Below are 24,220 nucleotides of genomic sequence, written 5' to 3'. Positions count from 1 at the left end.
CGGCCGGGCTCAGATCCAGGTGTCGAGCCACATCCTGGCGCGCCAGTCGGCATACGGGATCGTCTGCCCGGTGTAGATCGGGAAGAGATAGATGAAGTTCCAGGCGATGAGCAGGACCAGCACGCCTGCGGTCACCGCACCTCGTGTGCGGCGCTTGTCAGTTGCTCCCGGCGGACCCAGCAGTGCTCCCAGCATCATCGTCACGGCCAGGCACAGGTACGGCACGAAGACGACCGCGTAGAAGGAGAAGATCGTGCGGTCCTGGTACAGGAACCAGGGCAGATAGCCGGCACCCACCGCACACAGGACGGCGCCGGAGCGCCAGTCGCGGCGCAGCGCCCACCGGTAGAGCAGGTACACGAGGGCGCAGCATGCCGACCACCACAGGAGTGGTGTGCCCAGGGCGAGGATCGTCTGTGAGCAGTCGGTCGTCGTGTGGCAGCCGTCCTGCCCGGGTTTCGGTGACTCGTAGTGGAACAGCACCGGGCGGCCCAGGACCGGCCAACTCCAGGGGTTCGACTCGTACTTGTGGGGGGTGTGCAGTCCCACGTTGAACTGGTAGACGCCGTACTCGTAGTGCCACAGGCTGCGCAGCGGGGCCGGAATCCACGACCAGGTGCCGCCGCGGCCGTCCGCCCAGTGGCGTCCGTAGCCGTTGTCGGACAGGAACCAGCCGGTCCATGTCGCCAGATACGTCACGACGGCGACCGGAACCAGGGACAGCACCGACCAACCTAGGTCCTTTCGCAGCACCGCCCGGTAAGGGCGGCATGCCCCGGCGACGCGGCGGGAGCCGACGTCCCACAGCAGGGTGAGGGTCACGAAGAAGGCGAGGAAGTACAGGCCATTCCATTTGGTCGAGGCCGCCAGTCCCAGGAAGAGACCGGCTGCGAGCCGCCAGGGACGCACTCCCGTCCCGGCATGGTCGCCGGTGTGTGCGTCCGGGCGTATGTGGCCGTCCTTGTCGACCGGCAGGGCTGCCGCGAGCCGGGCTCGTGCGTGGTCCCGGTCGATGAGCAGACATCCGAACGCCGCCAGCACGAAGAACATGACGACGAGGTCGAGCAGAGCGGTGCGGCTCATCACGTAGTGCAAGCCGTCCACCGCCATCAACGCGCCGGCCAGGCAGCCCAGCACTGTCGAACGGAACAGGCGGCGGCCTATGCGGCACAGCATCAGCACCGACAACGTGCCGAGGACCGCGGTCATGAAGCGCCAGCCGAACGGGTTGAGGCCGAACATCCACTCGCCGAGGGCGATCACCCACTTGCCCGTCGGCGGATGTGCGACGAAGGCGCCGCTGTCGGAGAGCGGGATCACCTGGGGATCGGCGAGGATCTGCGGGTCGGCGATCTTGCGGTCCGGCCAGGTGCCCTCGTAACCGAGCTGCAGCAGGGACCAGGCGTCCTTGGCGTAGTACGTCTCGTCGAACACAACCGCCCGCGGGCTGCCCAGACGCCAAAACCGCAACAGCCCGGCCAGCAGCGCCACCAGCAGCGGCCCGCCCCATCCCGACCAGCGCGCCAGCCGGCCCGCCGCTACGGGGGACAGCCCCAGCGTGCGCCACAGCCGTGACCCGGGCTCGGGAAACGGCACGACCAGGCGGTCGCGCACGGACGTACGCGGCCGTGCCACGTACCCGAACCCGCGCAGCCGCCGCTCCCAGGAGACCGCCTGGGGCTTCGCCGCCTGCTGAGGCTCGTCGGCCAGCGCTGGTGCGTTCTCATGAATCACGTCGTGAGCTTTCAATTCGTGGAGAGCAGGACAAGCGGGTATCAGCTGACCGGCGGGCGGTCGTGGTCACGCCGGCTCAGCCAGGCCTCACTGATCGGGACCCCTGGAACCCGGCCAAGTGGCTACCTGGGTGGAGGTTGAGGTCCGTGTCGGCATTGGCACCCCCTTGGCAGTGGAGGCGGGGCGGGCCGTCGACGGCATCGGGACCGACTCGGCGGAGGTGATGGGGCGTGGCTGAGGAACGTTGGACCCGCCCTGAGCGAAAAGGCTCGTCAGGAGCAGCAGTCCGACGCCAAGTCCGGCAATGGTCAGCACGGATCCGGTGGCCATCCAGGCCGTCCGGGCCCGCCGTCGGGCGCGAACGCCGGCTCGCAATCGAGATCGATGCCGCTCCTCGTACGGCACGTCCTCCTGGCTGTCGCGCATCATGCGTGCCAGTTCCTGCTCGAAGTGATCCATGGCTCCCTCTTCACTCCACCGGCTCGACTGCCTCAGCCATGAGCCGCCGCAACCGTGCAACGCCGCGTGCCGTGAGCGAACGGGCGGTACCCACCGGACACCCCAGCACCTCCGCGACATGCCGCTCGGGCAGGTCCTGGTAGTAACGCAGCACCACCGCAGCCCGCTGCCGCGCCGGCAACAACGCCAACATGGCCTCCAGCCGGGTCCGTTCATCCACGGCGGCGGTCTCGTCCCCCACCCCGGGCGGGTCGGGCAGCTGGTCGACAGGGTGCTCGCCCCACCAGCGACGCCGCGCCGAGCGCGCCGCGGCACGGACCAGGACCCTGCGCACATAGGCCTCGGGCGCCTGCTCGGCCACCTTCGGCCACGCAAACCACAGCTTGACCAGCGCCTCCTGCAGCAGATCCTCCGCCCGGTGCCCGTCTCCACCGGTGAGCAGCCGCGCCAGATGAAGCAACGCCGACCACCGAGCCGCCAGGAACCGGTCGAACTCATCGGCCCGCAACTGCCCCATCAGCGTTGCCCCCTTACCTCCCTGCCGAGCACGCCGCCCTCTACCGCACGACCGCGGACACGCCCCTGTCACCTACTACAAAGACACTGGCCCCTACCCTGCTATGCACCCCCACCATGTGGCGTGGATCACACACACGCTGGCTACCGCATGGCGGATCCCACCGGCGATGAGGGCCTCGTCCCGGGCGCTGTGCCCGCTACGAACGTGTCCCGTAGAAGCAGCCGCAGCAGGTCAGACTGACGAGGTCATCGCGTCGCCCTCCGGTTGAATTGGCCCAGCTCACTTCGTCTCCTCACACGTATGACGCGTCACCTGCTTGACGGGTAACTGAAGGTGCGTAATGCTCGCCATGTGTGAAGGAATCACTGGCTCAACAGGTGTCGGTGCACCAGATGTTTGAGTCAAGGTGTCTCTATTGCCCCGTCCTCACTCGGCCCTCAGTTGCCAACGCTTCACCATCGAGACAAGGAGTTCCACACATGAATCCGACCGGAGATACCAACCCCGCCACCGCAGGCCGTCGCCGGTTCCTGGGTCTCGCCGCGGGTGCCGCCGCCGCCACTCAACTCGGCATGCCCGGCCAGGCGCAGGCGGCGGCAGGCGGGTCGGCATCGGCGGTTCCCACATCGGTGACAGGCGCTACCCTCCGCTCCGCCCAGCCGATCCCCGGAGTCCGTCCCTTCCGCATCAGGGTTCCGCAGCGGAAGATCAGTGACCTTCGGCGGCGGTTGCGGGCGACTCGCTGGCCGGAGCGCGAGACCGTCGGTGACCGATCCCAGGGCGCCCAGCTGGCGAAGGTCCGCCCCCTGGTCGAGTACTGGGGGACCGGGTACGACTGGCGCAAGGTCGAGGCGAGGCTCAACGCGCTGCCGCAGTTCATCACCGAGATCGACGGGGTGGACATCCAGTTCGCCCACATCCGCTCGCCGCACCCCGGCGCTCTGCCGATGCTCATGACGCACGGCTGGCCGGGCTCGATCATCGAGCTCCTGAAGGTCATCGACCCGCTCACGAACCCGACGGCCCACGGCGGGCGCGCCGAGGACGCCTTCCACCTCGTCCTGCCGACGCTGCCCGGCCACGGTTTCTCCGGCAAGCCGACGTCGACCGGGTGGAACCCGGCCCGCATGGCGACCGCGCTCCACCAGCTCATGCTCCGGCTCGGGTATCAGCAGTACGTCTCCCAGGGCGGCGACCATGGCTCGATCATCGCTCAGATCCAGGCAACGCAGCGGCTGAAGGGTCTGCTCGGCATCCACATCAACATGCCGGGCACCGTGCCGCCAGACGTCCGGCGCCACCTGCGCAACTTCGATGCCGCACCCTCGAGTCTGTCCGCTCGCGAGAAGGTCGCCTATGACCGGCTGCTGCACTTCTACCGCGACGGTTTCGGCTATGCGGCGATGATGAACGAGAGCCCGCAGACCATCGGTTACGCCCTCGCCGACTCGCCTCTCGCGATGGCGGCGTACTACTACGACAAGATCGCGGAGTGGACCGACTCCGGCGGCGAGCCCGAGAAGGTCCTCACCTACGACGAGATGCTCGACGCCATCTCGCTGTACTGGCTGACCAACACCGGGGCGTCGTCCTCCCGGCTGTACTGGGAAGGCACCCAGGCCGGCGGCGGCCCGTTCAACGCGTTCGACATCCCCGATGTCCCGGTGGCGGTCACGGTGTTCCCGGCCGAGATCTACCCCGCGCCGCGGAGTTGGGGCGAGCGGGCCTACGGCAACCTCATCCACTGGAACGAGGTCGACAGGGGAGGCCACTTCGCCGCCTGGGAACAGCCGCAACTGCTGTCCCGGGAGCTGCGCACGGCCTTCAGGTCACTGCGGGGCTGAGACCGTTCCCATTCAAGAGCAAGACCATCTATGTGCGGGCGCGGCTGCAGAGCACGACCCTGCCCGAGCTTGTGGACATCGCGCGGCGCGTGATCAGCGAGTACCGGTGGGCCGTGATGGTCAGCGGCGCTCCGCCCAGGCACGGAGACCGTCTGCTGGACGCTGTTGCGCGCGGAGTCCCGGGCCGTGACGCGCAGGGCCACATACGAGGCGCCGAGATCAAGCACTGTCAGGTGCCCGTCCTGTTCAAAGGTGTGGAGGACGATGCCGTCGCGTCCGGGGCCCGGCCTTACCGAGGCCCGTCTGCCGTCCGGGCCCTGGCACACAGTCACGCTGTCGCCGGTGATCAGGCGGACGGTCGTCTCGCCGAACGCGGCCCCCTCGCCACCTTGGTGTGCGGCAGCCCCGGCGGGTCGGCGAACGAGGGGGTGACCGCCGCTGCGGCCAGTGCGACGCCCGCTGTGAACGTCGCCGACAAGCGAATGTGTCTCATCGGTTCGGCGCCTCTCCCGGCGCGCCGCGTGCCGTTCATCTGATTCACGAAGTCGCCAATCACCGGCTTGACGAGTGACGGAACGGCTGCCATGATTGCGTCACCGCCTCAACCGGTGACGCGAAAAGTGTCCTGGTCGGCGGGCGTCCGAAGACCTTTCGACCCAGATGGGGAGCACCAGTCATGGCAGTCAGCTACACCGCCGTTGTCGACGTCGACGGAGAGGGCCGGAACGGCGGTCACGTCCGCTCCTCCGACGGTCTGCTGGAGACCGGCCTCGCACTCCCGAAGGAGCTCGGCGGCGCCGGCACCGCAACCAACCCCGAGCAGTTGCTGGCCGCAGGCTGGGCCGCCTGTTTCCTCGGCGCTTTGCGCCGCGCCGCCACCATTCGCAAGATACGGCTCACCAGCACCACCATCACCGCCGAGATCACCCTCACGCACGGCGACGACGGCGAGTTCTCCCTCTCTGCGGTCCTCAACCCGGTGCTCGGCGGTGTCGACCAGGCCACCGCCGAGGAGCTCGCGCAGGTCGCCCACCAGATCTGCCCGTACTCCAAGGCCACGCGCGACAACATCCCGGTCACCATCAACGCCGTCGCCGCCGCCTGACCCATCCCCCTGAACCGCGGGTCCCGTGTTTCCCCCTGCACGGGACCCGCCACCCCCTCAGCAGTACCCACACCGCCGACCGAAGAGTGAGGGCAGGACATGGCCTCCATGACGCATACATGCGTGACGCACACATACGTACGGATCGGCCCGCAGCCTCGTTCGGATCGCGACTGCCTCCCCGGCGAGCGGCCGTCCCGAGGTGCGGCAAGCTCCGAGGACCGTGATTGGCCGACGGACACGCAGATGTGGAACTGGACGGAGAGTGCCGCGCTGTCTGGGTACGGCCCGTCGGTCCGGAGCTTTCTCTGACCGAGGAAGGACCGGACCGGCACCGGACTATTGCCGACGGCAATGAGTGGTTCCTCCGGGAGGTCACCGAGCGCGCCCCGGGCCGCTGAGACCGCCATCCCGCCACGACCACGACAGGACGGGTCACGACGGTGGTGGCCGCCGTCGGCGACGCGGTGACGCAGCTGGAGGCCCTACGACTGCGGCGGGACGTCGAGAATGCTGCGTTCGAGAACGTGTGGCGAGGATAGGGCCGCTGAGCGGGCACGTCGACGGTGTGGTCACACCCGTGAGCGGGGCTTCCACCTGCCACATGGGAGGCTTCTTGAGACTCCGCTGCATGGACGAGGCCCCTGACGGCAACAGTCGGCTGACCGACCGTCGGCTCCTGCAGAAGGCTGCAGGGCGCGAGGGCACGCGGGACCTCGTCGCACTTGCGTGCTTCGCTCTGGGCGACGAGGGCCTCTCGCCCGCTACGCCAGGGTGTACATGACGGAACGCTGCTGCTTGTGACGCCTGATACGTCCCTTGGCGACCAGGGATTCGAGGGTGTTCCGTACCACCTGCGGTGTGGGGTTGCGGTCCGGGTGCTTCTCGAGGAGTTCGTCCCGCAGCTCCTTCGCCAGACGCGGCTGGTCGTACTGGCCCAGCAGGTCCGTAAGCAGGTCACCGAGCAGAGGCTGCTGCGACTTCCCCTTCGCGCCGGCCTGCGCAGTCTTGGCGGCCGGCGTGGTCCTGGCCGCCGTGGAGCGCCGTGAAGCGGTTTCGGCAGGGGCCCGCTTCGCCTTTTCGACGACGGGCTCTTCCTGCAACTGCTCGGGCAGACGGGACACGTCCGAGAAACCCTCGTACCGCTCGGCGAGGTTGATGATGTCCGCCAGGAGGGCCTCCTCCTGCTTCAGCATCCTGATCTTCTCCATCAGTTCCTGCTGTCGCCGACGGTTCTCCTCCAGGTCCGCCGCGGCTTGTGCTACGTACCGCGATCGGAGCGTGGCGGCTGATTGGCTGGTCACACCGTTCACTCCCTCGATATGGATGACGTTGCGCATGGTACCCACGCCGAGGGTCCCGTGCAGATAAGTGTCGACGCCAGATGGTTCGTCCAGCATGTCCACTCCTCACGATAGGCGCTGATGTGCCTGCGCCTAGGGGAAGTGTGGACCTTCTTCGACCTCCCGAGGGTTCGACGACATCACTTCACCTGGCCGCGTGCCCGCAGGATGAGACCCGCGTCCAGGCCCTCGATCACGGCCAGGGAATCGAGAGCCCGGGCACGGTCGGTGTGGAACATGTCGGGCAGCAGCTGCGGTCCCTTGATCTGCGATGTGTGCACGGGCACCGGCGCACCGGGCAGGTCCAGTGCTCCCGGCGCGGGGAACGCCTGCGGCTCGCAGACCGGGACATGCGTGGTCCCACCGGCTCGGAGGGCGTGGACGGCCCACGGGAGCACACCGGGCCGCCATGCCTGCGCGAGCACCTGGCCGACGGACACCTGGTCGAGGAAATCGCGGCGGGCATGCGGTACCTCCTCCTGGTGCATGAGGAACCGGCACGTCGTATGTGGCGCGCAGGTGCTCGGCCGCGCCGATGTGGTCGTTGTGCGCGTGTGTGACCAGGACGGCGGCCACGGAGCGGGGGTTCAGCCCGACCCCCGGTGACGGGCCCTTCCCTCGCGCCGCGCGCCGTCGTCACACCCCGCAGTGCAGGTCCCGTCGTGTCACTCGGTGTCGCGCTGGAGATCGGCCGGAATGGCTCCGGGCGGGCCGAGGATGATGTCCCCGAACTCCTCGGTGACGGCCTGGAACAGCCCCATGTCCCACTCGGTCTCGGTGGTGGCCAGGTGCGCGGGGGTACCGGTGCGGCTGATGAGCTCCGCGAACCTGGCGGGAGAGGTGATGGCGAGGGTGCGCGCACCGTCGTCCCCCGCCTTGATGGTGTGGGGCGTGTTCATCTTGATGGCGTAGAAGTCCCCGGACCGCAGGGTGAAGGCGTCCGAGCCCGCCCAGACCGTCAGCGAGCCGGAGACGACCCAGATGCGCTCCTCGTAGCCGGTGTGCAGATGCAGCGGCGTCCCGGCGCCCGGGGGCAGGATGACATCGGACACGTCGTGCCGGCCCTCGGTCTCCTCCCCGGAGGCGAGGACCGACAGGCGCAGATGTTGGCCGAGAACGAACTGACGGTCCTGGGGGACCGGCGGCGGAGAGGGGAAGTTGGACATATGTGTGACTCCTGCTCGGAGAGTGACAAGGATCGAGGAACACGAAAGTGGGACGCACGCCTGGGACACCCGGCGGAGACCGGCACATTTCGCTGTGGGATTTCTCCAGCCACAGAGTAACGTGTGAGTGGTCAAACCTGTGTGTCTGCCAGGCCCGCACCTCTCCCGGCTGTTCCGGCACCCCCGCACACCCGCACATCGAGGGGGCGGCAGGGGAGTGGGCAGCGAGGGCCTACGGCCCCACAGCGGCCCCTGCGGCCGTGACCTCGTCGGCTCGCCTCCGGGCCCGGGTTGCGCGGGCAACGCCGGCAGGAGGTTCGCGGCCGTCATCACGGCGGCCGCCCTGGCCGCGACCTCGGCCCGGGCCGTCGTCAGAGCCTCCAGGACACTGTCGCCCAGCTGTGGGGCGGCCATCCCGCGGAACCGATGTCGACGAAGCGGATCCACGCCGCTGGCCGTTGGCACCCACGGTGACCTCCACGACGCCGTCCCTGGAACGCGCCGTCACCGACAGCGCCCTCCTCTGTTCCTGGGCCCGGGACAGAGTTCCGTACCGCTCGGCGAAGTCGGCAAGGACCTGCTCCAGACGGCTTCCCGGTGACGTCTCCATCGTCCTCGCACATTTGGTTCACATGTGCGCCGGTTATGCGTCAACTGAGCGCACACCCCGGGGCGACGTTCGAACACCTCGACGTCAGCCGCGCACCGTGACCGGAGGAGTGTTGTACCCCTCGACCCGCAGCTTGGGCCGGCCCGAGGGCAGGGCGGACGCGGGCCACGCCAGCGTCACCGTGCGGGTCTCACCAGGCAGCAGCCACAGGTAGTTGTCGTCGTAGAGGGTCGGCAGGACGCGGGCGCCGTCCTCGTCCAGCAGGGAGAGCCGGACCATCGCGGCGACCATGGACCCCCGGTTGCGGACCGTGGCGGTGGCCGTGCGCCGGTCCCCGTCGCGCGACACCCGGGTGAGGGAGGCCGACAGCCTGGCCTGCTGGACCTGGTTGAGAGCGCGCAGCGACTCGGGGGTGCGGCAGCGCCAGTAGGTGTTGCGGGACAGCAGCCGCCCGTCGGAGTCCTCAAGGGTCAGCCGCAGCAGGTGCAGGTCCGGCAGGTCGTCTGTGGGGGCAGTGGTGAACGCCGTCGCCGAGGTCGCGGGGTCCACGTCCACGCGTGCGTGCCGGGTGCTCGCGATCCGGCGGCCGGACAGGTCGTACGTCTCCGCCGTGACCGTCGCGCGCTTGAGCGCCTTGCGGGTGTGGTTGACGGCGATGACCTGCCACTTCACCGGGTCGGCCTGGACGTGCAGGGGTTCGCAGGCGCTGCGGCAGCCGAAGTAGGCGCCGTTGACGTCGAAGTCGTAGTCGTAGGTCTGCCAGACCGTGCTGTGCCAGGCCGGGTGGGACATCCACAGCATCAACCCGCTGGCGTTGTCCCACAGGTTGGCGTTCCAGGCCTCGAACATGGCGCGGAAGTTCTCGTAGTTGACGAACTGCGCCTTGCGCGTGAAGTCGTCCAGGTCGCGGGCGGTGCCGAGGCGGGTCTCGATGGCGGTTTTGTAGTTCTGCGGTGCCTGGTTGCCGTGCTCGCTCCAGTCGTGGTGGTACCAGGCGCCGCCGATCGGCCATTCCGGTCCGTCGTCGCCGACCATGGCGCGGGTGCTGGCGGTGATGGAGACGACGGGCATGCCGATCTCGGTGTGGAAGCCGAAGTCCTTGCTGCCGTACGTCGACGGATCGAAGTAGCGCTCCGGCTCGACCCAGCCGTAGGGGCCGCCGCCGGTGACGATGCCACCGGCCGAGTTGTTCTGGTAGAGGATGCCCGGCGCCTGGTTCTCGACCGCCTTGCGCATGCCCTCGTCGACCGCGGCCGGCGGGTTGCCCTCATTGGCGCCGCACCACACCGCCACGCACGGGTGGATGCGGTAGCGCAGCACGGTGTCGCGGGCCACGGACAGGAATGCCTCGTGGTCCGGCGGGTCCATGGCCCAGGCGTTGGGGAAGTCGTTCCACACCAGGATGCCGTGCGCGTCGCAGGCGGCGTAGAACTCCTCGCGGTTGCTGCTGCCGAGCCAGTTGCGGATCATCGTGAAGTTCATGGCCCGGTGCATCCGCACCGCCGCGTCCATCCGCTCGGCGGGCATCCGGCGCAGCAGTTCGTCCCAGCCCCAGTTGCCGCCGCGCACCAGCACGCGTACGCCGTTGACACTGATCTTCAGCGGGTCGGGGGTGTTGGAGACGGTGGTGACGTCGGTCCAGGTGTCGCCGTCGTCGGAGACCTGGAGGGTGTACGTCTTGGGGTACGCCTGCTCCCAGACGACCGCGATCCGGTCGAAGCGCCGGGCGGTGCCCAGGTCGACCTGGAGCCACTGGTGGTCCTGGTAGGCGGAGGACCAGCGGGTGCCGGGGTCGCCGTCGGTGGCGTGGGCGGCCGGGTGGCCGTCCTCCTCGCTGGAGGCGGTCGCCTGCCGGTGCAGTGCGAGGTCGGTGCCCGGCTCGGCGCTGTCGATGACGGCGAGGGACCACAGGGAGTTGCCCCAGCTGGTGTTGCGCAGGCCGCAGGACAGACGGACGTAACGAGCCGTACGGGCCTCGAAGTCGGTCACCCGCAGGCTGGCGTCGCCGCTGTTGAAGGGCAGCGGGACGGCCGTGTTGTCCACCGACGCGGCGTCCGTCCACTGCTCGCCGTCCGCGGAGACCTGCACGACGAAGGTGCGCGCGTAGGCCTGCTCCCAGACCAGGTCGACCCGGTCGAAGGACTGCACCGAACCGAGGTCGACACGGATCCACTGGTCGTCGGCGAAGGCCGAGGACCAGCGGGTGCCCGGGTCGCCGTCGGTGACGTTGGCCGCCGCGTGACCGTCCTCATCGGTGGTGGAGGCCTCGGCGGGAGCGTGCAGAGCGAGGTCGGTGCCGGGACGGACGCTGTCGAACACCGACAGTGCCCATAGTGAACTGCCCCAGCTGGTGGCCCGGGTGAGGCAGCGGACGCGGACGTGGCGGGCGCGCTGCTCACCGACCTGGACGGTCTGGGTGTAGGCGTCGGAGGAGGGGGTGAACTTCAGCGGGGTGTCGTACTCGTAGCCGAACTGCCGTATGCCGAAACGGGTGGTGCGCCGGTCGCTCTCGGCGCCGCCGGTCCGGGTGACCAGGGTCAGGTCGTGCAGGGTGGGCTCGCCCAGGCCGTTGGGCCACCACAGCTCGGGGTTCTTCACGCGCAGGGCCGCGAATGCGTCGGGGGTGAAGATGACATCGATGTCATCGCCTGCCGGGACGGTGACCGTGCGCGAGACGCGGATGTCGCCGAACTCGGCGGTGACGGTGGCTTCGTGGTCGGCGGAGTCGGCGTTGCGTACCGGGACGGTCAGGGTGAGCTCGGCGACCGACAGGTCCGGCAGCGCGGGCAGCACGGTGTCCACGCGCGGGTCGCCGATGACGATGTGCCCGGTCGATCTCAGCCGTACGTGGTTCCAGATACCGGCCGCGCGGTCGCGGACGGCCGGCATCCAGTCCCACCCCGAAGAGGCAAGGTACGTCGGTGAGTTGAGGTTCATCGTGTTGGCTCCGGCGTCCACCCATGCCTCGCCCGCCGGGCCCTTGTCGCCGGGGCTGCCCGGCACCGGCATGGGGGAGATCCTCACGGCGAGCGCGTTGCCACCCTTGGTGGCCAGGAGTTCGGTGATGTCGTGGGCGGAGCGGGCGAAGGGGAACGTCACCTCGCCCACTCCGTGTCCGTTGAGCCAGATCTCGGCCTTGTGGTTGACGCCGTCGAACTCCAGCCAGAGGTGCCGCCCTTGGCCGGTGCGCAGGCCGCGGGGCACGGCGAAGTCCCGCCGGTACCACCAGGAATGGCGGGACAGCGCCTCGGGGATGCGCAGGTTGTTCAGTCCCGCGACCGGGTCGGGCAGCTTGCCCTGGTCGACGAGGGAGCCCAGGACGGTGCCGGGCACGGTCCCGGGCAGCCAGCGGCTGGTGTCCACGCCGGTCTGCGAGAGGGCCGCGCCGTCGCCGTCCGCCCAGTCGTCCAGAGTGAGCGTCCAGCCCGACTCCAGCGGCACCGTGCCGTCGGCGGCGACCGTGAGCCGCGGGGCGTCGCGGTGGTGGGTGCCCCAGTCGGTCCAGCCGGTGGCCTTCGGGCGGTGGCCGGGAGCGGTGCCGTACACCTCGAAGCCGTTGAGGCCGAGGGGGTTGGGGCTGGAGCGCTGGTGGGCCGTCATCCGTACCCAGCGGGCCGTGACGGGCTTCGGCAGCGGGATGTCCACCACGCCGCCGGTGCCGGCTGTGGTGCGGTACACGCTGGTCCAGGAGTCGCGGTCGCGGGACGTCTCCACGACGAACTCGCGGGCGTAGCTGGAGAGAATCTCCTGACCGGTGGTGCCCTGGCGCGGGTTTCCACTGGTCGGCGGGGTGAACACGGGATCGCTCGCGTCGGCCTCGAAGGTCAGCCGGATCCGGTCGACGCGGCAGTCCGCCTGGAGGTCGACCTCGATCCACTGCGGGTCGCCCGCCTCGGCGCGCCAGCCGGTGCCGCGCACACCCTGCGCCGGGATCGCGTCCACCACGAACTCGGCGGGCGCGGGTGCGTAGGCCTGCGAGGAGACCCGGACCGGGCGGTAGGCGGCGATCTCACCCGGTGCGGAGGATGAGCCGGTGCCGGTCGCGCCCGCGGTCCGGGCGGCGGCGTCGGCGGCCGGCACGAAGACCATGCCGAGGCCGAACCCGGCCAGTAGCGTCGAGCCGGTCGCGACGACGGTGCGCCGGGAGGGGTGTCGTGTGGCACGCGACTGATCGGCCATGTGTAGTCATCCAATCACAAGAGGTGAGTGAGAGGCGGCGCACGTTGCAGGTACGGGGCGGCCCCCGCGATCTGACAACGTTGCCATAGGCTGTTGTGGCGGACACCTCCCTGTCAAGGCCCTTGACGATGACGAAACCCTCGGCCCTGCCGGACGAAGAAACATGTGAACGGTGATGACATCCTTTGACGACGGCGCCATGCCGATGACCCTGCCCGTGCGGCCCGCCGATCCCGCCTTCGGCGAGCTGCTGCTCTCCAGCCATCTACGGCTGGTGGGCGAGCCGCTGTGTCCGGCGGTGTGGGAGACCGGGCGGGATGCCGCGCGGTGGCTGTACGAGCAGGCCCCATTCGGGCTGCTGGCGCACGACACGTCCGCCGACCCGCGCTTCGTCTACGCCAACAGCACGGCGCAGAACTGCTTCGGCTACTCCTGGGGCGAGTTCGTCGGCCTGCCGTCCCGGCTGTCGGCGCGCCCGGACGGCCAGGAGGACCGGGAGGCCTTCGTGCGCGCCGTGACGGCCCACCACTACGCCACCGGCTACCGGGGGATACGCGTCGGCAAGAGCGGCCGCGCCTTCTGGATCGAGGACGTGACCATGTGGGACCTGATGGACACCGAGGGGCGGATCCACGGCCAGGCCGCGGTGTTCCGTTCCTGGTCGCCCACCGACATCTGAAGGGGCCTCGGGGCCCCACCGTGCGAGGAGCCCGCCGCGGTGTGTCGCCGTGGCGGGCTCGTCATGTGCTGCGCAGGGGCCGGGGACCTACTGGAAGTCGCAGCCCGGGTTGGGGGCGTCCTCCGACAGCGGGGCGCCGTGCGGCAGCACGTACAGGACGTCGAGGACGACGTCGGTCGTGCCGAGGTTGCCGCCTATGTGCACGTGGTCCGCGCCGGACGGCTCGGTGAGGCCACTGCCCGTCTTGTAGACGCCGTCGGACTCGCAGTCCGAGTCGAAGTGGCTGAGCGTGCCCTGCTGGACGAAGCCGTAGAGGGTTCCGTCGTGGTAGTGCCAGCCTGTGCTCTGGCCCGGGGGAATGGTGACCTGGCGGAGGATGTAGTCCTTCCCGTCGAACGTGGTCTGGGAGATGATCTTGCCCGTCACACCCGGACCGGCCGGGGTGGCGAACGCGGTGCGCGCACCGAGGGACAGACCGGTGGCGGCAGCCATGGTCACTCCCAGTCGCAGCAGGTTCTTACGCATGTGTCATACCTTTCACTGTCGCGCGCTGGAACATGCGACAGTGTCACATACGTATTTTGTTCGCCGGTCGAGGACTCCCGGCACTACGGCGACACACATGCGGCATGTTTCTGGCACTTGCCGCTGCCTAGAGTGCCCACGCGGGGGTCACACCATGCCCCCGATTGCCGCACGACAGAGAACCAGGATGGTTCAGAACACAATGGCTACGCCCCTCACGGCTATGTCCCGGTCCGATCTGCTCGACACCCTCGTGAGGGAACACCGGGACGGTCTTGTCTCGTACGCCGAGAAGATGCTGGGTGATCACGGACTCGCCGAGGACATCGTCCAGGAGACCATCATCCGGGCCTGGCGGAACATCGACAGACTGCTGGGGATGGAGGGGTCGGTCCGCGGCTGGCTGTTCACCGTGACCCGGCACTTGGTCATCGACTGGGTGCGCAAACCCCATGCCCGAAGGGAGGTCGTCGGAGTCACCTACAACGACCCCGTGTCGGGTACCTACGGCACCGACGGCACCGAGGCGGTGCACGACACCCTGGTGGCCAGGCCCTTGCTGCGTCGGCTGTCTCCCGATCACCGTGCCGTGCTGGTCCACATATACCTGTGCGACCGCAGCATTCATGAAACTGCCGGCATCCTCGGCATCCCGGCCGGCACCGGCAAGAGCCGTCACCACAACGCCCTGCGCAAACTTCGGAGCGTCGTAGGGCCGGAGGCAGAGGCCGCTTAGAAACTGGTCGAGTGCAGACACATCTCCAGCGCTGAGGTCAGTTGGCGTCGGAATGTCTCGCTGCGGGGTTCGTGGCCGATGGCGCGGACGAGCTCCGGCAGTAGGTACTGCTCGGCGACGATCCACTCGGCGGCGTCCGTGCTTCCGCTGAACCGCTGGGTCGGACGCCGGGACGCGGGGGCGGCAGGAGCACGGTGCCGCGATGGGGCGCGAGGTGTGTCGTGGCGGCGTTGGCGCTGTACAGATAGTGCTCGAACATCCTGGCCAGCGCCTCGGACCGCACGGTCGGGGAGTCCAGGAGCGAGCTGAGCTCTCTCGCGCAGGCTCGCAGCAGTTCGTGATGTCGACCGCCTCGCTCAGGGTGAGTGGGCCGGGGCACGGAGCAGCAGCAGGGCGAGCAGGGACAGTCGCTTCGGGGGGCCCAGGTCGATCTCGGTGTCCCCGCGCATCGCCCGCACGGTACCGAGGATCGAGTAGCGCACTGTCGCGTCCACCTCGCGGCTGGCCTTGCCATTTCTCAGAGAGGTAACCACCTTGACAGGTGACGATGGGTTCATGTTTCGTGAGGCTTCGTCACCCGTCAAGGTGGTTACTCGCGGGGGCGGCGTGGCAGGGTGCACCCCCTGTGAAGCCCGCGGTGGCCTGTTCCGTTCGCCGGTGCTGCGGGAGCGGTGCCCCGAAGCGGTCCGCAGTCTGGACCCGCTGGACGAGGGGGACGACTCGCTGGCCGAGGGGGGAGGGGACGGTTGCCTCCCGCCGGATCCGGGACCGGATGGCCGAGCACTTCGCCGTCGTGAAACCGCTGCTCACGGGGCTCCGCAAGGCGGCAGCCGACGGTGTCCGGCGGGGTGGGCCGCACCTGGTCGTCGGCCTCCGGACAAGGACCTCGCCGCCGACTGAGCCCCGCGTTCGCCGGGAGCGCCCGCCGCCCAGGTCAGAAGGTCAGCGTGCGGCCACGGCAGGCGCGGACTTCTTGCGTGCGCGGTACGCGGCGGCCTTGATCTTGTTGCCGCAGGACTCCATGCCGCACCACTGGCGCCGCATGCCCCGGGAGCGGTCGATGTAGACCCGGGTGCATTCGGGGTTGCCGCACTCCTTCATCAGGGGGACGTCCGGGCCGCTGAGCAGTTCCACCGCCTGCCGGGCGACGGTCGCCAGCGCCTGCTCGGGCGTCGCCTCGGTGAGCCGCCCGGTCGGGGTGAGCTGGGGCGTCACCGGGGTCTTGCGCGCGGCGGCGTTGACCGCGTCGAGTGCCTCCGGGTCGAACTCCTCGCCGAGGCGGCGGTCGGTGACGAGCCGGTAGATGGCCTCGCGTACGGTCGTGGCCTCCCGGACGTCGTCCTCCCCGCCGGGAGTGATCGTGTCCACCAGCCCGGACTCCAGGTACCAGGCATTCAGCCGCTCCGGCGTCACGAACATCTCGAACCGGATCGAGCGCCGGGCCCGGAGGGTGGCCGCGAAGTCGAGAGCCGGGTGCCCGCATACGAATACATGGTCAAGATTCACATCACCATCTTGACAGGTGACTTACACCGGACGCAAGAAGCGTCACCGTTCCAGACGGTTCTCCCTGGTGCCAGGGTGCTGGAGATCGTACGGCACCAGGCTCGGTCAGCGATGGTCAGGGCCGTGGGCGGGGGTGGGCCGCGAGTGTGGGCCCGCCTCCTCCCGTCGCCAGCGTCCCGGTTCCAGGCGGAGTTCGCGGCCCTGCCAGCGTCGGCGTAGCCAGCGGTCGTGGCTGGCGACGACGATCGCGCCGGGCCCCGGCCCCAGGGCGGCCTCCAGCTCGTCGCACAGTCGCGGGGAGAGGTGGTTGGTGGGCTCGTCGAGCAGTAGCAGCTGGGGCGGGCGGGCCACCAGGAGGGCCAGTGCGAGCCGTCGGCGTTGCCCCACGGACAGCTGCCCGACCGGTTTGTCCAGGTCCGCCTCGTGCAGCAGGCCGAGCGAGCCCAGTGGCACGTTCTCGGCCCGCTGAGCGCCCAGCGACAGCTCGTAGGTGTCGCGGACGGTGCGGTCGGGCCGTTCGAACGCGGTGTCCTGGGTCAGCAGCCCCACCGTCAGCCTGTGCCGCCGGTGCACCTCGCCCTCGGCGGGCAGATGTCCGGCGAGTACTGCGAGCAGCGTCGACTTGCCTGCCCCGTTGCCGCCCGTGATCAGCAGCCGGTCGGTCGGCGACACCTCCAGGCCGTCCAGTGCGAGCCGGCCGGGCATCCGGACCTCGCTCAGCGACACCAGGGGGCGCGGGCCCTCCTCACTGTGCGCGGCCAGTTCCCCGGCCGCGAACCGCAGCGGGCGGGGCGGCTCGGCGACCCGAGTGCGCTCCAGCTCTTCCAGGCGCCGGGTGGCGTTGCGGACCCGGCGGGAGATCTGGTTCTGCACCCGGCCGGCCCGGTGGCCGTAGCCCATTTTCTCGTTGTCGGTGCGGCCCCGGTCCGGCGCGACCCGGTGCGCGGTCACCCCCGCAGCGTGCCTGAGCTCCGTCAGTTCCTCCTGTTCCTCGGCGTACCGTCGCTCCCAGCGCTCCCGTTCGGCGTGCTTCTCCGACAGGTAGGCGCTGTAGTTGCCGCCGTAGCGGACAGGGCCGTCCACCGCGGGATCGAGGTCGATCAGGTCGGTGCAGACGGCGTCGAGGAACGCCCGGTCGTGGCTGGCGACCACCACGGTTCCGGGCAGGCCGCGGACCTGCTCCTCCAGGAAGGCGGCGGCACCGTCGTCGAGGTGGTTGGTCGGCTCGTCCAGCAGCAGCGCCGACGGACGGCGTACGAGCAGGGCGGCCAGGGCCAGCCGACCGCGCTGCCCGCCGGAGAGCGAGCCGAGGATGCGGTCATGGCCGAACGCGCCGAGGCCCAGGCCGTCCAGCACGAGGGCCGCGCGGCGGTCGGCGTCCCAGGACTCCCGGTGCTGGGCCTGCTCCAGGCGCCTGCCGTAGGCGTCGAGGAGTTCCTGGTGGCCGGGATGGTCCTCGGGGACGCGGGCGAGTTCCGCGCCGAGCCGGTCCAGTTCGGCGAGGTCCTCGCGGGCCTCGCGCAGCGCCTCGTCCAGGACCGCGGCGATGGTGGAGTCGGCGTCGTACGGCATCTCCTGGTGCAGGAAGCCCAGGTCGGCGGGGCGGGTGACGCTTCCCGCGTCGGGTTCGTCGACGCCCGCGAGCACGCGCAGCAGGGTGGACTTGCCGACGCCGTTCTCCCCGATCAGGCCGATGCGGTGGCCGGGGGAGGCGGTCAGGGAGATGCCGTCGAGGACACGTCGGCCGCCCAGGGTGCGGACGAGGTCGTGGGCGAGCAGGGCGGGCTGCGGATGGGGCTGGGGCATGGGGAACCGTCCAACGTGATCGGCGTTCGGCCCGCGGGGCGTGCCGCCTCGGACGCGGGCCACTTCACACGTCGGCGGCTCACACCTCGGGCGCTCCCGTCTCCTTGAGGGTTCCGTCGGCCAGCCGCAGCCAGCGGTTCACGCCGATCTCGGCGAGGAACCGTTCGTCGTGGCTGACCACCATGAAGGCGCCCTGGTAGGAGTTGAGCGCGCTCTCCAGCTGGCCCGCGCTGACCAGGTCGAGGTTGTTGGTCGGCTCGTCGAGCAGCAGCAGGTGGGGGGCCGGTTCGGCGCACAGCACGCAGGCCAGGGTGGCGCGCAGACGTTCGCCGCCGGAGAGCGCTTTGACGGACAGGTGTGCCCGCGCGCCCCGGAAGAGGAAGCGGGCGAGCAGGTTCATCCGCTCCGCTTCGGGCCGCTCGGGGGCGAACGCGGCGAAGTTCTCCGCCACGGTGCGGTCCGGGTCCAGCAGGTCCAGGCGCTGCGAGAGGTAGGCGATCCGCCCGTCGTTGCGCTTGATCTCCCCGCCGTCCGGGGCGAGTTGGCCGGTGATCAGTCGCATCAGGGTGGTCTTTCCGGCGCCGTTGGGGCCGGTGAGCGCGATGCGCTCGGGGCCCCGGACGGTCAGGTCGATGCCGGCCTCGGCGAACACATCCCGGTCCCCGAGGCGGACCTGCATGCCCTCGCCGAGGAAGAGGTTGCGGCCCGCGGGCACATGGGTGTCGGGCAGTTCCAGGGTGAGGCGCTGCTCGTCGCGCAGGGCGCGTCCGGCCTCGTCCAGGCGGGCCTTGGCCTCGCTGACCCGGGAGGCGTGCATCTGGCCGGACTTGCCCGCGGCCTCCTGGGCGCCACGCTTCATGTTGCCGGCGAAGATCTTGGGCAGACCGGCGTTCTTGAGGTTGCGGGAGGCGTTGCTCATGCGGCGCTCGGCGCGTTCGCGGGCCTGCTGCATCTCCCGCTTCTCGCGCTTGAGTTCCTGTTCGGCGTTGCGGACGTTCTTCTCGGCGACCTCCTGCTCGGCGCGCACGGCCTCCTCGTACTCGGTGAAGTTCCCGCCGTAGAAGCGCAGTTCGTCGCTGCCGAGCTCGGCGATGCGGTCCATGCGGTCGAGCAGCGCGCGGTCGTGGCTGACCAGCAGCAGGCAGCCGGTGAAGTCCGACAGTACGGCGTAGAGCTTGTGGCGGGCCTGAAGGTCGAGGTTGTTGGTGGGCTCGTCGAGCAGCAGTACGTCGGGGCGCCTGAGCAGTTGGGCGGCGAGGCCGAGGGAGACGACCTGGCCGCCGCTGAGCGTGCTCAGGCTGCGGTCCAGGGTGAGGTCGGCGAGGCCCAGCCGGTCGAGCTGGGCGCGGGTGCGTTCCTCGATGTCCCAGTCGTCGCCGATGGTGGTGAAGTGCTCCTCGGCGACATCGCCGGACTCCACGGCGTCCAGGGCCCGGATCACCGCGGCGACACCCAGTACCTCGGCGACCGTGAGGTTGCCGGTCAGGGGGAGGCTCTGCGGGAGGTATCCGAGTGTGCCGCCGACGGACACCGAGCCGGTGGCGGACTTGAGTTCACCGGCGATCAGCTTGAGCAGGGTGGACTTGCCGGAGCCGTTGGGGGCGACCAGGCCGGTGCGGCCGCTGTTCACGGTGAAGGACAGGTCTTGGAAGACCGGGGTGTCGTCGGGCCAGGCGAAGGAGAGGTTCGAGCAGACGACGGAAGCGTCGGACATGGAGGTGACCTCGAGCGGCTTGAGGGCGGAGAACAGAGCTCTGCCCTGGTCAGACGTGGGAAAGGGGTACGACGAGACGGACCACGTCGGCAGCGCTCCTGAGCTCGGCCGGTGGCCGTCAGATCCGGATCTCACCCGGAGATGTCGTCTTCACCCACCACGTCTGTGACTCCTCGATACACGGTCGATGTCACTGAGAGCCTAACAGTCCCCGTCCTCCTCGGTCGATGGTGTGGCCGGACGCCGAGCTCATACGTGTGCATCAACGGGCCACTGTGTTGACAGCTCTGAGACCTTCATGACAGCCTCGTCACCGATTAAACGGGTGATGAGGCTGCGCATGATGGCTCGGCAGAGTTCACATGTGCCGGAAGGAGCGCACACCATGGCCGAGAAACCGAAGCCGAGGGCCGGGGGCGCACCGGTGGGGCGGCGGGCGATGCTGGGCATGCTCGGCGCGGGCGCGGCGGGGCTCGCCGCCGCGCCCTACCTCCAGCGCGGTTGGGAGGGTTTCGTCGGCGCCGCCTCGCAGATCGACCCCTCGGGGTTGACCGGTCTGCTGCCCGACCCGGGCGGCTTCCGGTACTACAGCGTCGTCGGCTCGGTGCCGCACAAGGACGCGACGAACTACGAACTCCGGGTCGACGGACTGGTGGAGCGGCCGAAGACGTACACGCTCGACGCGTTGCGGGCGATGCCACAGACCCGGGTCGTCCACGACGTCGTGTGCACCGACGGATGGCGGGTGGAGAACACGCCCTTCGAAGGTGTGAAGCTGGCGGACATCCTCGACGACGCCGGGGTGCGTTCCCCGGGTGCGGCGATCCGGTTCACCTGCTTCGACGGCGCCTACAGCGAGAGCCTCACGCTGGAACAGGCCCGCCGCTCGGACGTCCTGGTGGCGCTGAACATGCAGGACAAACCCATCACCCACGCGCACGGCGGACCCGTCCGCCTCTACGTCGCCCCCATGTACTTCTACAAGTCGGCCAAGTGGCTGTCCGGCATCTCGGTCACCGACAAGGTCGTCCCCGGCTACTGGGAGGAGCGCGGATATGCGGTCGACGGCTGGCTCGACGGAGCCGACCGTCACAGTGGCGCGGCCTGAACCCGAAGGCCGGGTCCGCCGCTTCAGCACCGCCGAGCGCATGGTCCACCGGGCCACGGGCTACCTGATGCTGCTGTGCCTGGCCTCCGCCGCCTGTCTCTACTTCGGACCGCTGGCCCAACTCGTCGGACGGCGCCACCTGATGGTCACGGTCCACGAATGGTCCGGCATCTCGCTGCCCCTGCCCTCCCTGCTGGGGCTCTTCTCGCCCGCCTTCCGCGCCGACCTGCGCCGCCTGAACCGCTTCGCGGTGTACGACCGCCAGTGGCTGCGCGCCGTCCGCAGGCGCCGGAAGTCCCCCGAGGCCCGCCCGGCAGGCAAGTTCAACGCGGGCCAGAAGCTCTACGCGGGCTGGATCGCCGGTGCCGTACTGGTGATGATGTTCACCGGCCTGCTGATGTGGTTCATGGGGCTGCTGCCCTTCATCTCCCGCACCAGCGCGATCTTCGTCCACGACGTCCTGGCCTGGGCCACCACGTTTGTCGTGCTCGGACACATGCGCAAGGCGTTGGAGGACCCCGAGGCGAGGCTTGGTATGCGCACGGGATACGTCAACCGGTCGTGGGCGCAGAGGTATCACTCGCGGTGGCTGCGGGAGGAGCACGTGGGTGACCTGTCTGAGCGGCGGACCGTCGAATGACCTAACGCGGCCTTCATCCGGCCCGGCCGATGCCCCTGGACGGGGACAGTCAACTGACTGTCGCCTAGGTGTGCGGCGCACGGCCAGAGTGGCTCGTGTACATGTGTCGCCGAGTTCTGTGCGGACACACCTCTCCTTCCTTGGATGGGAAAGCAATGAGACGACTTCTGACTGTCCTCGCGGCCGGTGTGCCGCTGGCCGCGGCGGTGTGTCTGCCGACCGCTTCGGCGGAGACCCGGGACGGCTCCGCCGCCGCGCCGTTCGCCTGCTCGGCGCCCTCCGTGAAGGCGCCGGCCGGGACCGAGGTGGAGTCCGTGACCGCGGTCCGCCAGGAGGGCGGAACCATCATCGGTACCGGGGCCCTGGGGGGTTCGGTCTCCGGTGTCCCGGCCTACTGCGAGGTCACGGTCACCCTCACCCACCCGGGCGACAACGACCACGCCAGGGTGCGGACCTGGCTGCCCGTGAGCGGCTGGAACGGCCGTTTCCAGGGGCTCGGCGGCGCCGCCTACCTGGCCGGTGACAACGGCGTGGGCCTGGGCACCGCGGTCAAGAACGGCTACGCCGCCGTCTCCACCGACGCGGGTGTCGGCGACGCCCTCGACACGAGCTGGGCGCTGGACAGCGAGGGCCAGGTCAACACCGCGCTGCTGGAGAACTTCGCCTCCCGCTCCCAGCACGAGGCGGCGGTCGTCGGCAAGGAGGTCGTCGACGCGATCTACGGCAAGCGTCCCGCGTACTCGTACTTCACCGGCTGCTCCACCGGCGGACGCCAGGGCTATATGGAGGCCCAGCGCTACCCCGACGACTACGACGGCATCCTCGCCGACGCTCCGGCCGTCAACTGGGACGAGTTCGAGGTCGCCACCCTGTGGCCGCAGGTGGTCATGAACAACGAGAAGACCTACCCGTCCAAGTGTGAGTTCGACGCCTTCACCAACGCCGCCGTCAAGGCCTGCGACTCCCTCGACGGCGTCAAGGACGGCCTGGTCAACGACCCGTCCCGGTGCGACTTCGACCCGCGCAGGCTGATCGGCACCAAGGTCGTGTGCGAGGGCAGGGAGCTGACCATCACGGCGGCCGACGCGGCCGTCGTACGCAAGATCTGGGACGGCCCGCGCACCCCCTCTGGCAAGAAGCTCTGGTACGGCGTCCCGGTCGGGGCCGACATCAGCGCGCTGGCCGGCGCCGACCCGTTCCAGGTGCCCGCAGCCTGGGTCAAGCTCTGGGTCGCCAAGAACCCCTCGCTCGACCTCTCGACGATCACCTACAGCCAGTTCACCCAGCTGTTCAAGCAGTCGCAGGCCGAGTACGACAAGGTCATCGGCACCGACGACCCGGACCTGTCGGCCTTCCGCAAGTCCGGCGGCAAGCTGCTGACCTGGCACGGCCTGGCCGACCAGTACATCCCCACCCAGGGCACGGTGCACTACCGCGAGAAGGTCGAGCGTGAACTGGGCGGCACCAAGCGGGTGGACGACTTCTACCGTCTCTTCCTCGCCCCGGGCACCAACCACTGCGGCCTCAACGGCGCTGACGGCTCCACCGACGGCCTCGCCGCACTGACCGCCTGGGTCGAGCACGGCAAGGCGCCCAAGACTCTGCCCGCCACCCTGATCAACGCCGACGGCCAGAGCGTCACCCGGGACCTGTGCACCTACCCGCAGGTGTCCCGCTACAAGCGCTACGGCGACCCGGCCGTCGCTTCCAGCTTCAAGTGCGTCTCCCCGTCCCGGCACTGACCGGCCGGCGGCCACTGCATCCGCGGGTACTGCTGTGGCCGTGGCATGCGCGCTGGGGTTCGCCGGAGCCCACGAGGACGTCGACGCCGTGGCGATCAGGCTGACGGATCGGAGCGCCGGGGCACGGCGTTCAACGGGGTGCTGAGCACGCTCGCCGCCATCGCGGTCGGCATCGCCGGGGCAAGCAGTGGCCGATGTTGATCGCGGGCGGACTGTCCTTCGTCGTCGGCATCTTCTACAACATCCAGGCCGCGGCGACGATCCCTCGCTCGACTTCATCGTCCAGGCGGGCCTGCTTGGCTGGAAGACCCGTCAGCTGCGCACCCGGACCGTCTGACTGCCGTACCCCTTCTGTTCCGTCCCGGCCCGCGTCTCCACCACGCGGGCCGGGACGTTTCTCATGTCGTCAGCCGACGCGGTAGCGCACCGGGAGGGAGAGCACGCCGCGGATGATGCCGGAGCCGATCCACTGCAAGGAGCCTGCCGGGCCGGCGAGTTCGAGTTCGGGGACGCGGGCGAGCAGGGTGCGCAGGGCGATGGTCGTCTCCAGGTGCGCGAGCGGGGCGCCCAGGCAGTAGTGGATGCCGCACACCGCCGCACCGAGAGCGACGACGACCATACTGCCGCCGGGGATCGGCACCCCCGCCCAGTTCGATGTCTTCCGCCGCGTAACGGCTGGTGGAGCGCTCGACGGAGGTGTCGTAGTGCCGGAACTCCTCAGGTCGTGGGCGAGCCGGGCGTACCGCACGGGGCATGTACGGACACGCCGGAGGGGCATGCGCGGTGCGCATGCCCCTCCGGCGG

General features: G+C 69.6%; 19 protein-coding genes and 1 pseudogene. 8 read left to right on the top strand and 12 right to left on the bottom strand.

Annotation, left to right across the window (positions count from 1 at the left end; genetic code table 11):
* Window positions 1-9 precede the first annotated feature (9 nt).
* Together SSP24_RS01970 and SSP24_RS01965 are read right to left on the bottom strand one after the other, a co-directional pair.
* Entirely contained in the window at window positions 10-1,734 is a 1,725-nt protein-coding gene (locus tag SSP24_RS01970; protein ID WP_174864567.1) for a dolichyl-phosphate-mannose--protein mannosyltransferase, read from the bottom strand.
* A gap of 469 nt (window positions 1,735-2,203) precedes the next feature.
* Window positions 2,204-2,710: a SigE family RNA polymerase sigma factor gene (locus SSP24_RS01965; protein ID WP_141306883.1), complete on the bottom strand. Its 507-nt coding sequence runs from the start codon at window positions 2,708-2,710 to the stop codon at window positions 2,204-2,206.
* 482 nt (window positions 2,711-3,192) lie between these two features.
* Between SSP24_RS01965 and SSP24_RS01960 the strand changes: the two genes are divergently transcribed.
* The 3 genes and pseudogenes from SSP24_RS01960 to SSP24_RS43760 form a co-directional block, all read left to right on the top strand.
* Window positions 3,193-4,557, top strand: a complete 1,365-nt coding sequence (locus SSP24_RS01960) for an epoxide hydrolase family protein (protein ID WP_174864566.1) — start codon at window positions 3,193-3,195, stop codon at window positions 4,555-4,557.
* Between the two features lie 676 nt (window positions 4,558-5,233).
* On the top strand, window positions 5,234-5,662 hold the full coding sequence (locus SSP24_RS01955; RefSeq protein WP_141306882.1) for an organic hydroperoxide resistance protein: 429 nt from the start codon (window positions 5,234-5,236) through the stop codon (window positions 5,660-5,662).
* A gap of 434 nt (window positions 5,663-6,096) precedes the next feature.
* A pseudogene (locus SSP24_RS43760) lies at window positions 6,097-6,204 on the top strand (GPP34 family phosphoprotein); the annotation flags it as partial.
* A 222-nt stretch (window positions 6,205-6,426) separates the two neighbouring features.
* Here the strand turns inward: SSP24_RS43760 and SSP24_RS01940 are convergent.
* From SSP24_RS01940 to SSP24_RS01925, 4 genes are all read right to left on the bottom strand, one after another.
* A complete protein-coding gene (locus SSP24_RS01940) occupies window positions 6,427-6,966 on the bottom strand; it encodes a hypothetical protein (RefSeq protein WP_174864573.1) in 540 nt (179 codons plus the stop codon).
* Between the two features lie 132 nt (window positions 6,967-7,098).
* Entirely contained in the window at window positions 7,099-7,581 is a 483-nt protein-coding gene (locus SSP24_RS01935; protein ID WP_167529480.1) for an MBL fold metallo-hydrolase, read from the bottom strand.
* 89 nt (window positions 7,582-7,670) lie between these two features.
* Window positions 7,671-8,171: a cupin domain-containing protein gene (locus SSP24_RS01930; RefSeq protein ID WP_141306878.1), complete on the bottom strand. Its 501-nt coding sequence runs from the start codon at window positions 8,169-8,171 to the stop codon at window positions 7,671-7,673.
* A gap of 694 nt (window positions 8,172-8,865) precedes the next feature.
* Window positions 8,866-12,960 (bottom strand): discoidin domain-containing protein, encoded by a 4,095-nt coding sequence (locus tag SSP24_RS01925; protein ID WP_141306876.1) that lies wholly within the window; start codon window positions 12,958-12,960, stop codon window positions 8,866-8,868.
* A 175-nt stretch (window positions 12,961-13,135) separates the two neighbouring features.
* Here SSP24_RS01925 and SSP24_RS01920 point away from each other — a divergent pair, with 175 nt between their 5' ends.
* Window positions 13,136-13,639, top strand: a complete 504-nt coding sequence (locus SSP24_RS01920) for an MEKHLA domain-containing protein (RefSeq protein WP_229864841.1) — start codon at window positions 13,136-13,138, stop codon at window positions 13,637-13,639.
* An 87-nt stretch (window positions 13,640-13,726) separates the two neighbouring features.
* Here SSP24_RS01920 and SSP24_RS01915 read toward each other — a convergent pair whose 3' ends face one another.
* Window positions 13,727-14,164: a cupin domain-containing protein gene (locus SSP24_RS01915; RefSeq protein WP_141306874.1), complete on the bottom strand. Its 438-nt coding sequence runs from the start codon at window positions 14,162-14,164 to the stop codon at window positions 13,727-13,729.
* Between the two features lie 223 nt (window positions 14,165-14,387).
* On the opposite strand from SSP24_RS01915, the gene SSP24_RS01910 reads away from it, so the two are divergent.
* Window positions 14,388-14,900, top strand: coding sequence for a sigma-70 family RNA polymerase sigma factor (locus tag SSP24_RS01910; protein WP_141306872.1), 513 nt, complete (start codon window positions 14,388-14,390; stop codon window positions 14,898-14,900).
* A gap of 356 nt (window positions 14,901-15,256) precedes the next feature.
* Here SSP24_RS01910 and SSP24_RS42635 read toward each other — a convergent pair whose 3' ends face one another.
* From SSP24_RS42635 to abc-f, 4 genes are all read right to left on the bottom strand, one after another.
* Window positions 15,257-15,433, bottom strand: a complete 177-nt coding sequence (locus SSP24_RS42635; RefSeq protein ID WP_167529475.1) for a hypothetical protein — start codon at window positions 15,431-15,433, stop codon at window positions 15,257-15,259.
* A gap of 409 nt (window positions 15,434-15,842) precedes the next feature.
* Window positions 15,843-16,406 (bottom strand): CGNR zinc finger domain-containing protein, encoded by a 564-nt coding sequence (locus tag SSP24_RS01905; RefSeq protein ID WP_141306870.1) that lies wholly within the window; start codon window positions 16,404-16,406, stop codon window positions 15,843-15,845.
* Window positions 16,407-16,511: 105 nt separating this feature from the next.
* Window positions 16,512-18,212 carry an ABC-F family ATP-binding cassette domain-containing protein gene (locus SSP24_RS01900; RefSeq protein ID WP_141306868.1) on the bottom strand — a complete coding sequence of 567 codons (1,701 nt, stop codon included), beginning with the start codon at window positions 18,210-18,212 and terminating at the stop codon, window positions 16,512-16,514.
* Between the two features lie 79 nt (window positions 18,213-18,291).
* Entirely contained in the window at window positions 18,292-19,926 is a 1,635-nt protein-coding gene (gene abc-f / locus SSP24_RS01895; protein ID WP_141306866.1) for a ribosomal protection-like ABC-F family protein, read from the bottom strand.
* Window positions 19,927-20,311: 385 nt separating this feature from the next.
* Between abc-f and SSP24_RS01890 the strand changes: the two genes are divergently transcribed.
* The 3 genes from SSP24_RS01890 (at window position 20,312) to SSP24_RS01880 (ending at window position 23,416) form a co-directional block, all read left to right on the top strand.
* Window positions 20,312-21,034, top strand: a complete 723-nt coding sequence (locus SSP24_RS01890; protein ID WP_229864794.1) for a molybdopterin-dependent oxidoreductase — start codon at window positions 20,312-20,314, stop codon at window positions 21,032-21,034.
* The gene (locus tag SSP24_RS01885; protein WP_141306864.1) at window positions 20,982-21,674 is read left to right on the top strand and encodes a cytochrome b/b6 domain-containing protein; all 693 of its coding nucleotides are present in this window, start codon (window positions 20,982-20,984) and stop codon (window positions 21,672-21,674) included. Before SSP24_RS01890 ends, SSP24_RS01885 begins: the two co-directional genes overlap by 53 nt.
* A 155-nt stretch (window positions 21,675-21,829) precedes the next feature.
* Window positions 21,830-23,416, top strand: coding sequence for a tannase/feruloyl esterase family alpha/beta hydrolase (locus SSP24_RS01880; protein ID WP_141306862.1), 1,587 nt, complete (start codon window positions 21,830-21,832; stop codon window positions 23,414-23,416).
* Window positions 23,417-23,822: 406 nt separating this feature from the next.
* Here the strand turns inward: SSP24_RS01880 and SSP24_RS01870 are convergent, their stop codons facing one another.
* Window positions 23,823-24,035 carry a cytochrome P450 gene (locus SSP24_RS01870; RefSeq protein WP_229864795.1) on the bottom strand — a complete coding sequence of 71 codons (213 nt, stop codon included), beginning with the start codon at window positions 24,033-24,035 and terminating at the stop codon, window positions 23,823-23,825.
* Between the last annotated feature and the right edge of the window lie 185 nt (window positions 24,036-24,220).

Origin of the sequence: Streptomyces spinoverrucosus (genome assembly GCF_006539505.1) — a bacterium.
Taxonomy (GTDB): domain Bacteria; phylum Actinomycetota; class Actinomycetes; order Streptomycetales; family Streptomycetaceae; genus Streptomyces; species Streptomyces spinoverrucosus.
This window is presented reverse-complemented; position numbering and strand designations above follow the sequence as displayed.

Coding starts and splice junctions, on each gene's coding strand:
- SSP24_RS01880 (WP_141306862.1), top strand. CDS start 21,830: ATGAGACGACTTCTGACTGTCCTCGCGGCCGGTGTGCCGCTGGCCGCG.
- SSP24_RS01915 (WP_141306874.1), bottom strand. CDS start 14,164: ATGCGTAAGAACCTGCTGCGACTGGGAGTGACCATGGCTGCCGCCACC.
- SSP24_RS01955 (WP_141306882.1), top strand. CDS start 5,234: ATGGCAGTCAGCTACACCGCCGTTGTCGACGTCGACGGAGAGGGCCGG.
- SSP24_RS01960 (WP_174864566.1), top strand. CDS start 3,193: ATGAATCCGACCGGAGATACCAACCCCGCCACCGCAGGCCGTCGCCGG.
- SSP24_RS01920 (WP_229864841.1), top strand. CDS start 13,136: ATGACATCCTTTGACGACGGCGCCATGCCGATGACCCTGCCCGTGCGG.
- SSP24_RS01965 (WP_141306883.1), bottom strand. CDS start 2,710: ATGGGGCAGTTGCGGGCCGATGAGTTCGACCGGTTCCTGGCGGCTCGG.
- SSP24_RS01890 (WP_229864794.1), top strand. CDS start 20,312: ATGGCCGAGAAACCGAAGCCGAGGGCCGGGGGCGCACCGGTGGGGCGG.
- SSP24_RS01930 (WP_141306878.1), bottom strand. CDS start 8,171: ATGTCCAACTTCCCCTCTCCGCCGCCGGTCCCCCAGGACCGTCAGTTC.
- SSP24_RS01925 (WP_141306876.1), bottom strand. CDS start 12,960: ATGGCCGATCAGTCGCGTGCCACACGACACCCCTCCCGGCGCACCGTC.
- SSP24_RS01885 (WP_141306864.1), top strand. CDS start 20,982: ATGCGGTCGACGGCTGGCTCGACGGAGCCGACCGTCACAGTGGCGCGG.
- abc-f (WP_141306866.1), bottom strand. CDS start 19,926: ATGTCCGACGCTTCCGTCGTCTGCTCGAACCTCTCCTTCGCCTGGCCC.
- SSP24_RS01900 (WP_141306868.1), bottom strand. CDS start 18,212: ATGCCCCAGCCCCATCCGCAGCCCGCCCTGCTCGCCCACGACCTCGTC.
- SSP24_RS01910 (WP_141306872.1), top strand. CDS start 14,388: ATGTCCCGGTCCGATCTGCTCGACACCCTCGTGAGGGAACACCGGGAC.
- SSP24_RS01870 (WP_229864795.1), bottom strand. CDS start 24,035: ATGGTCGTCGTCGCTCTCGGTGCGGCGGTGTGCGGCATCCACTACTGC.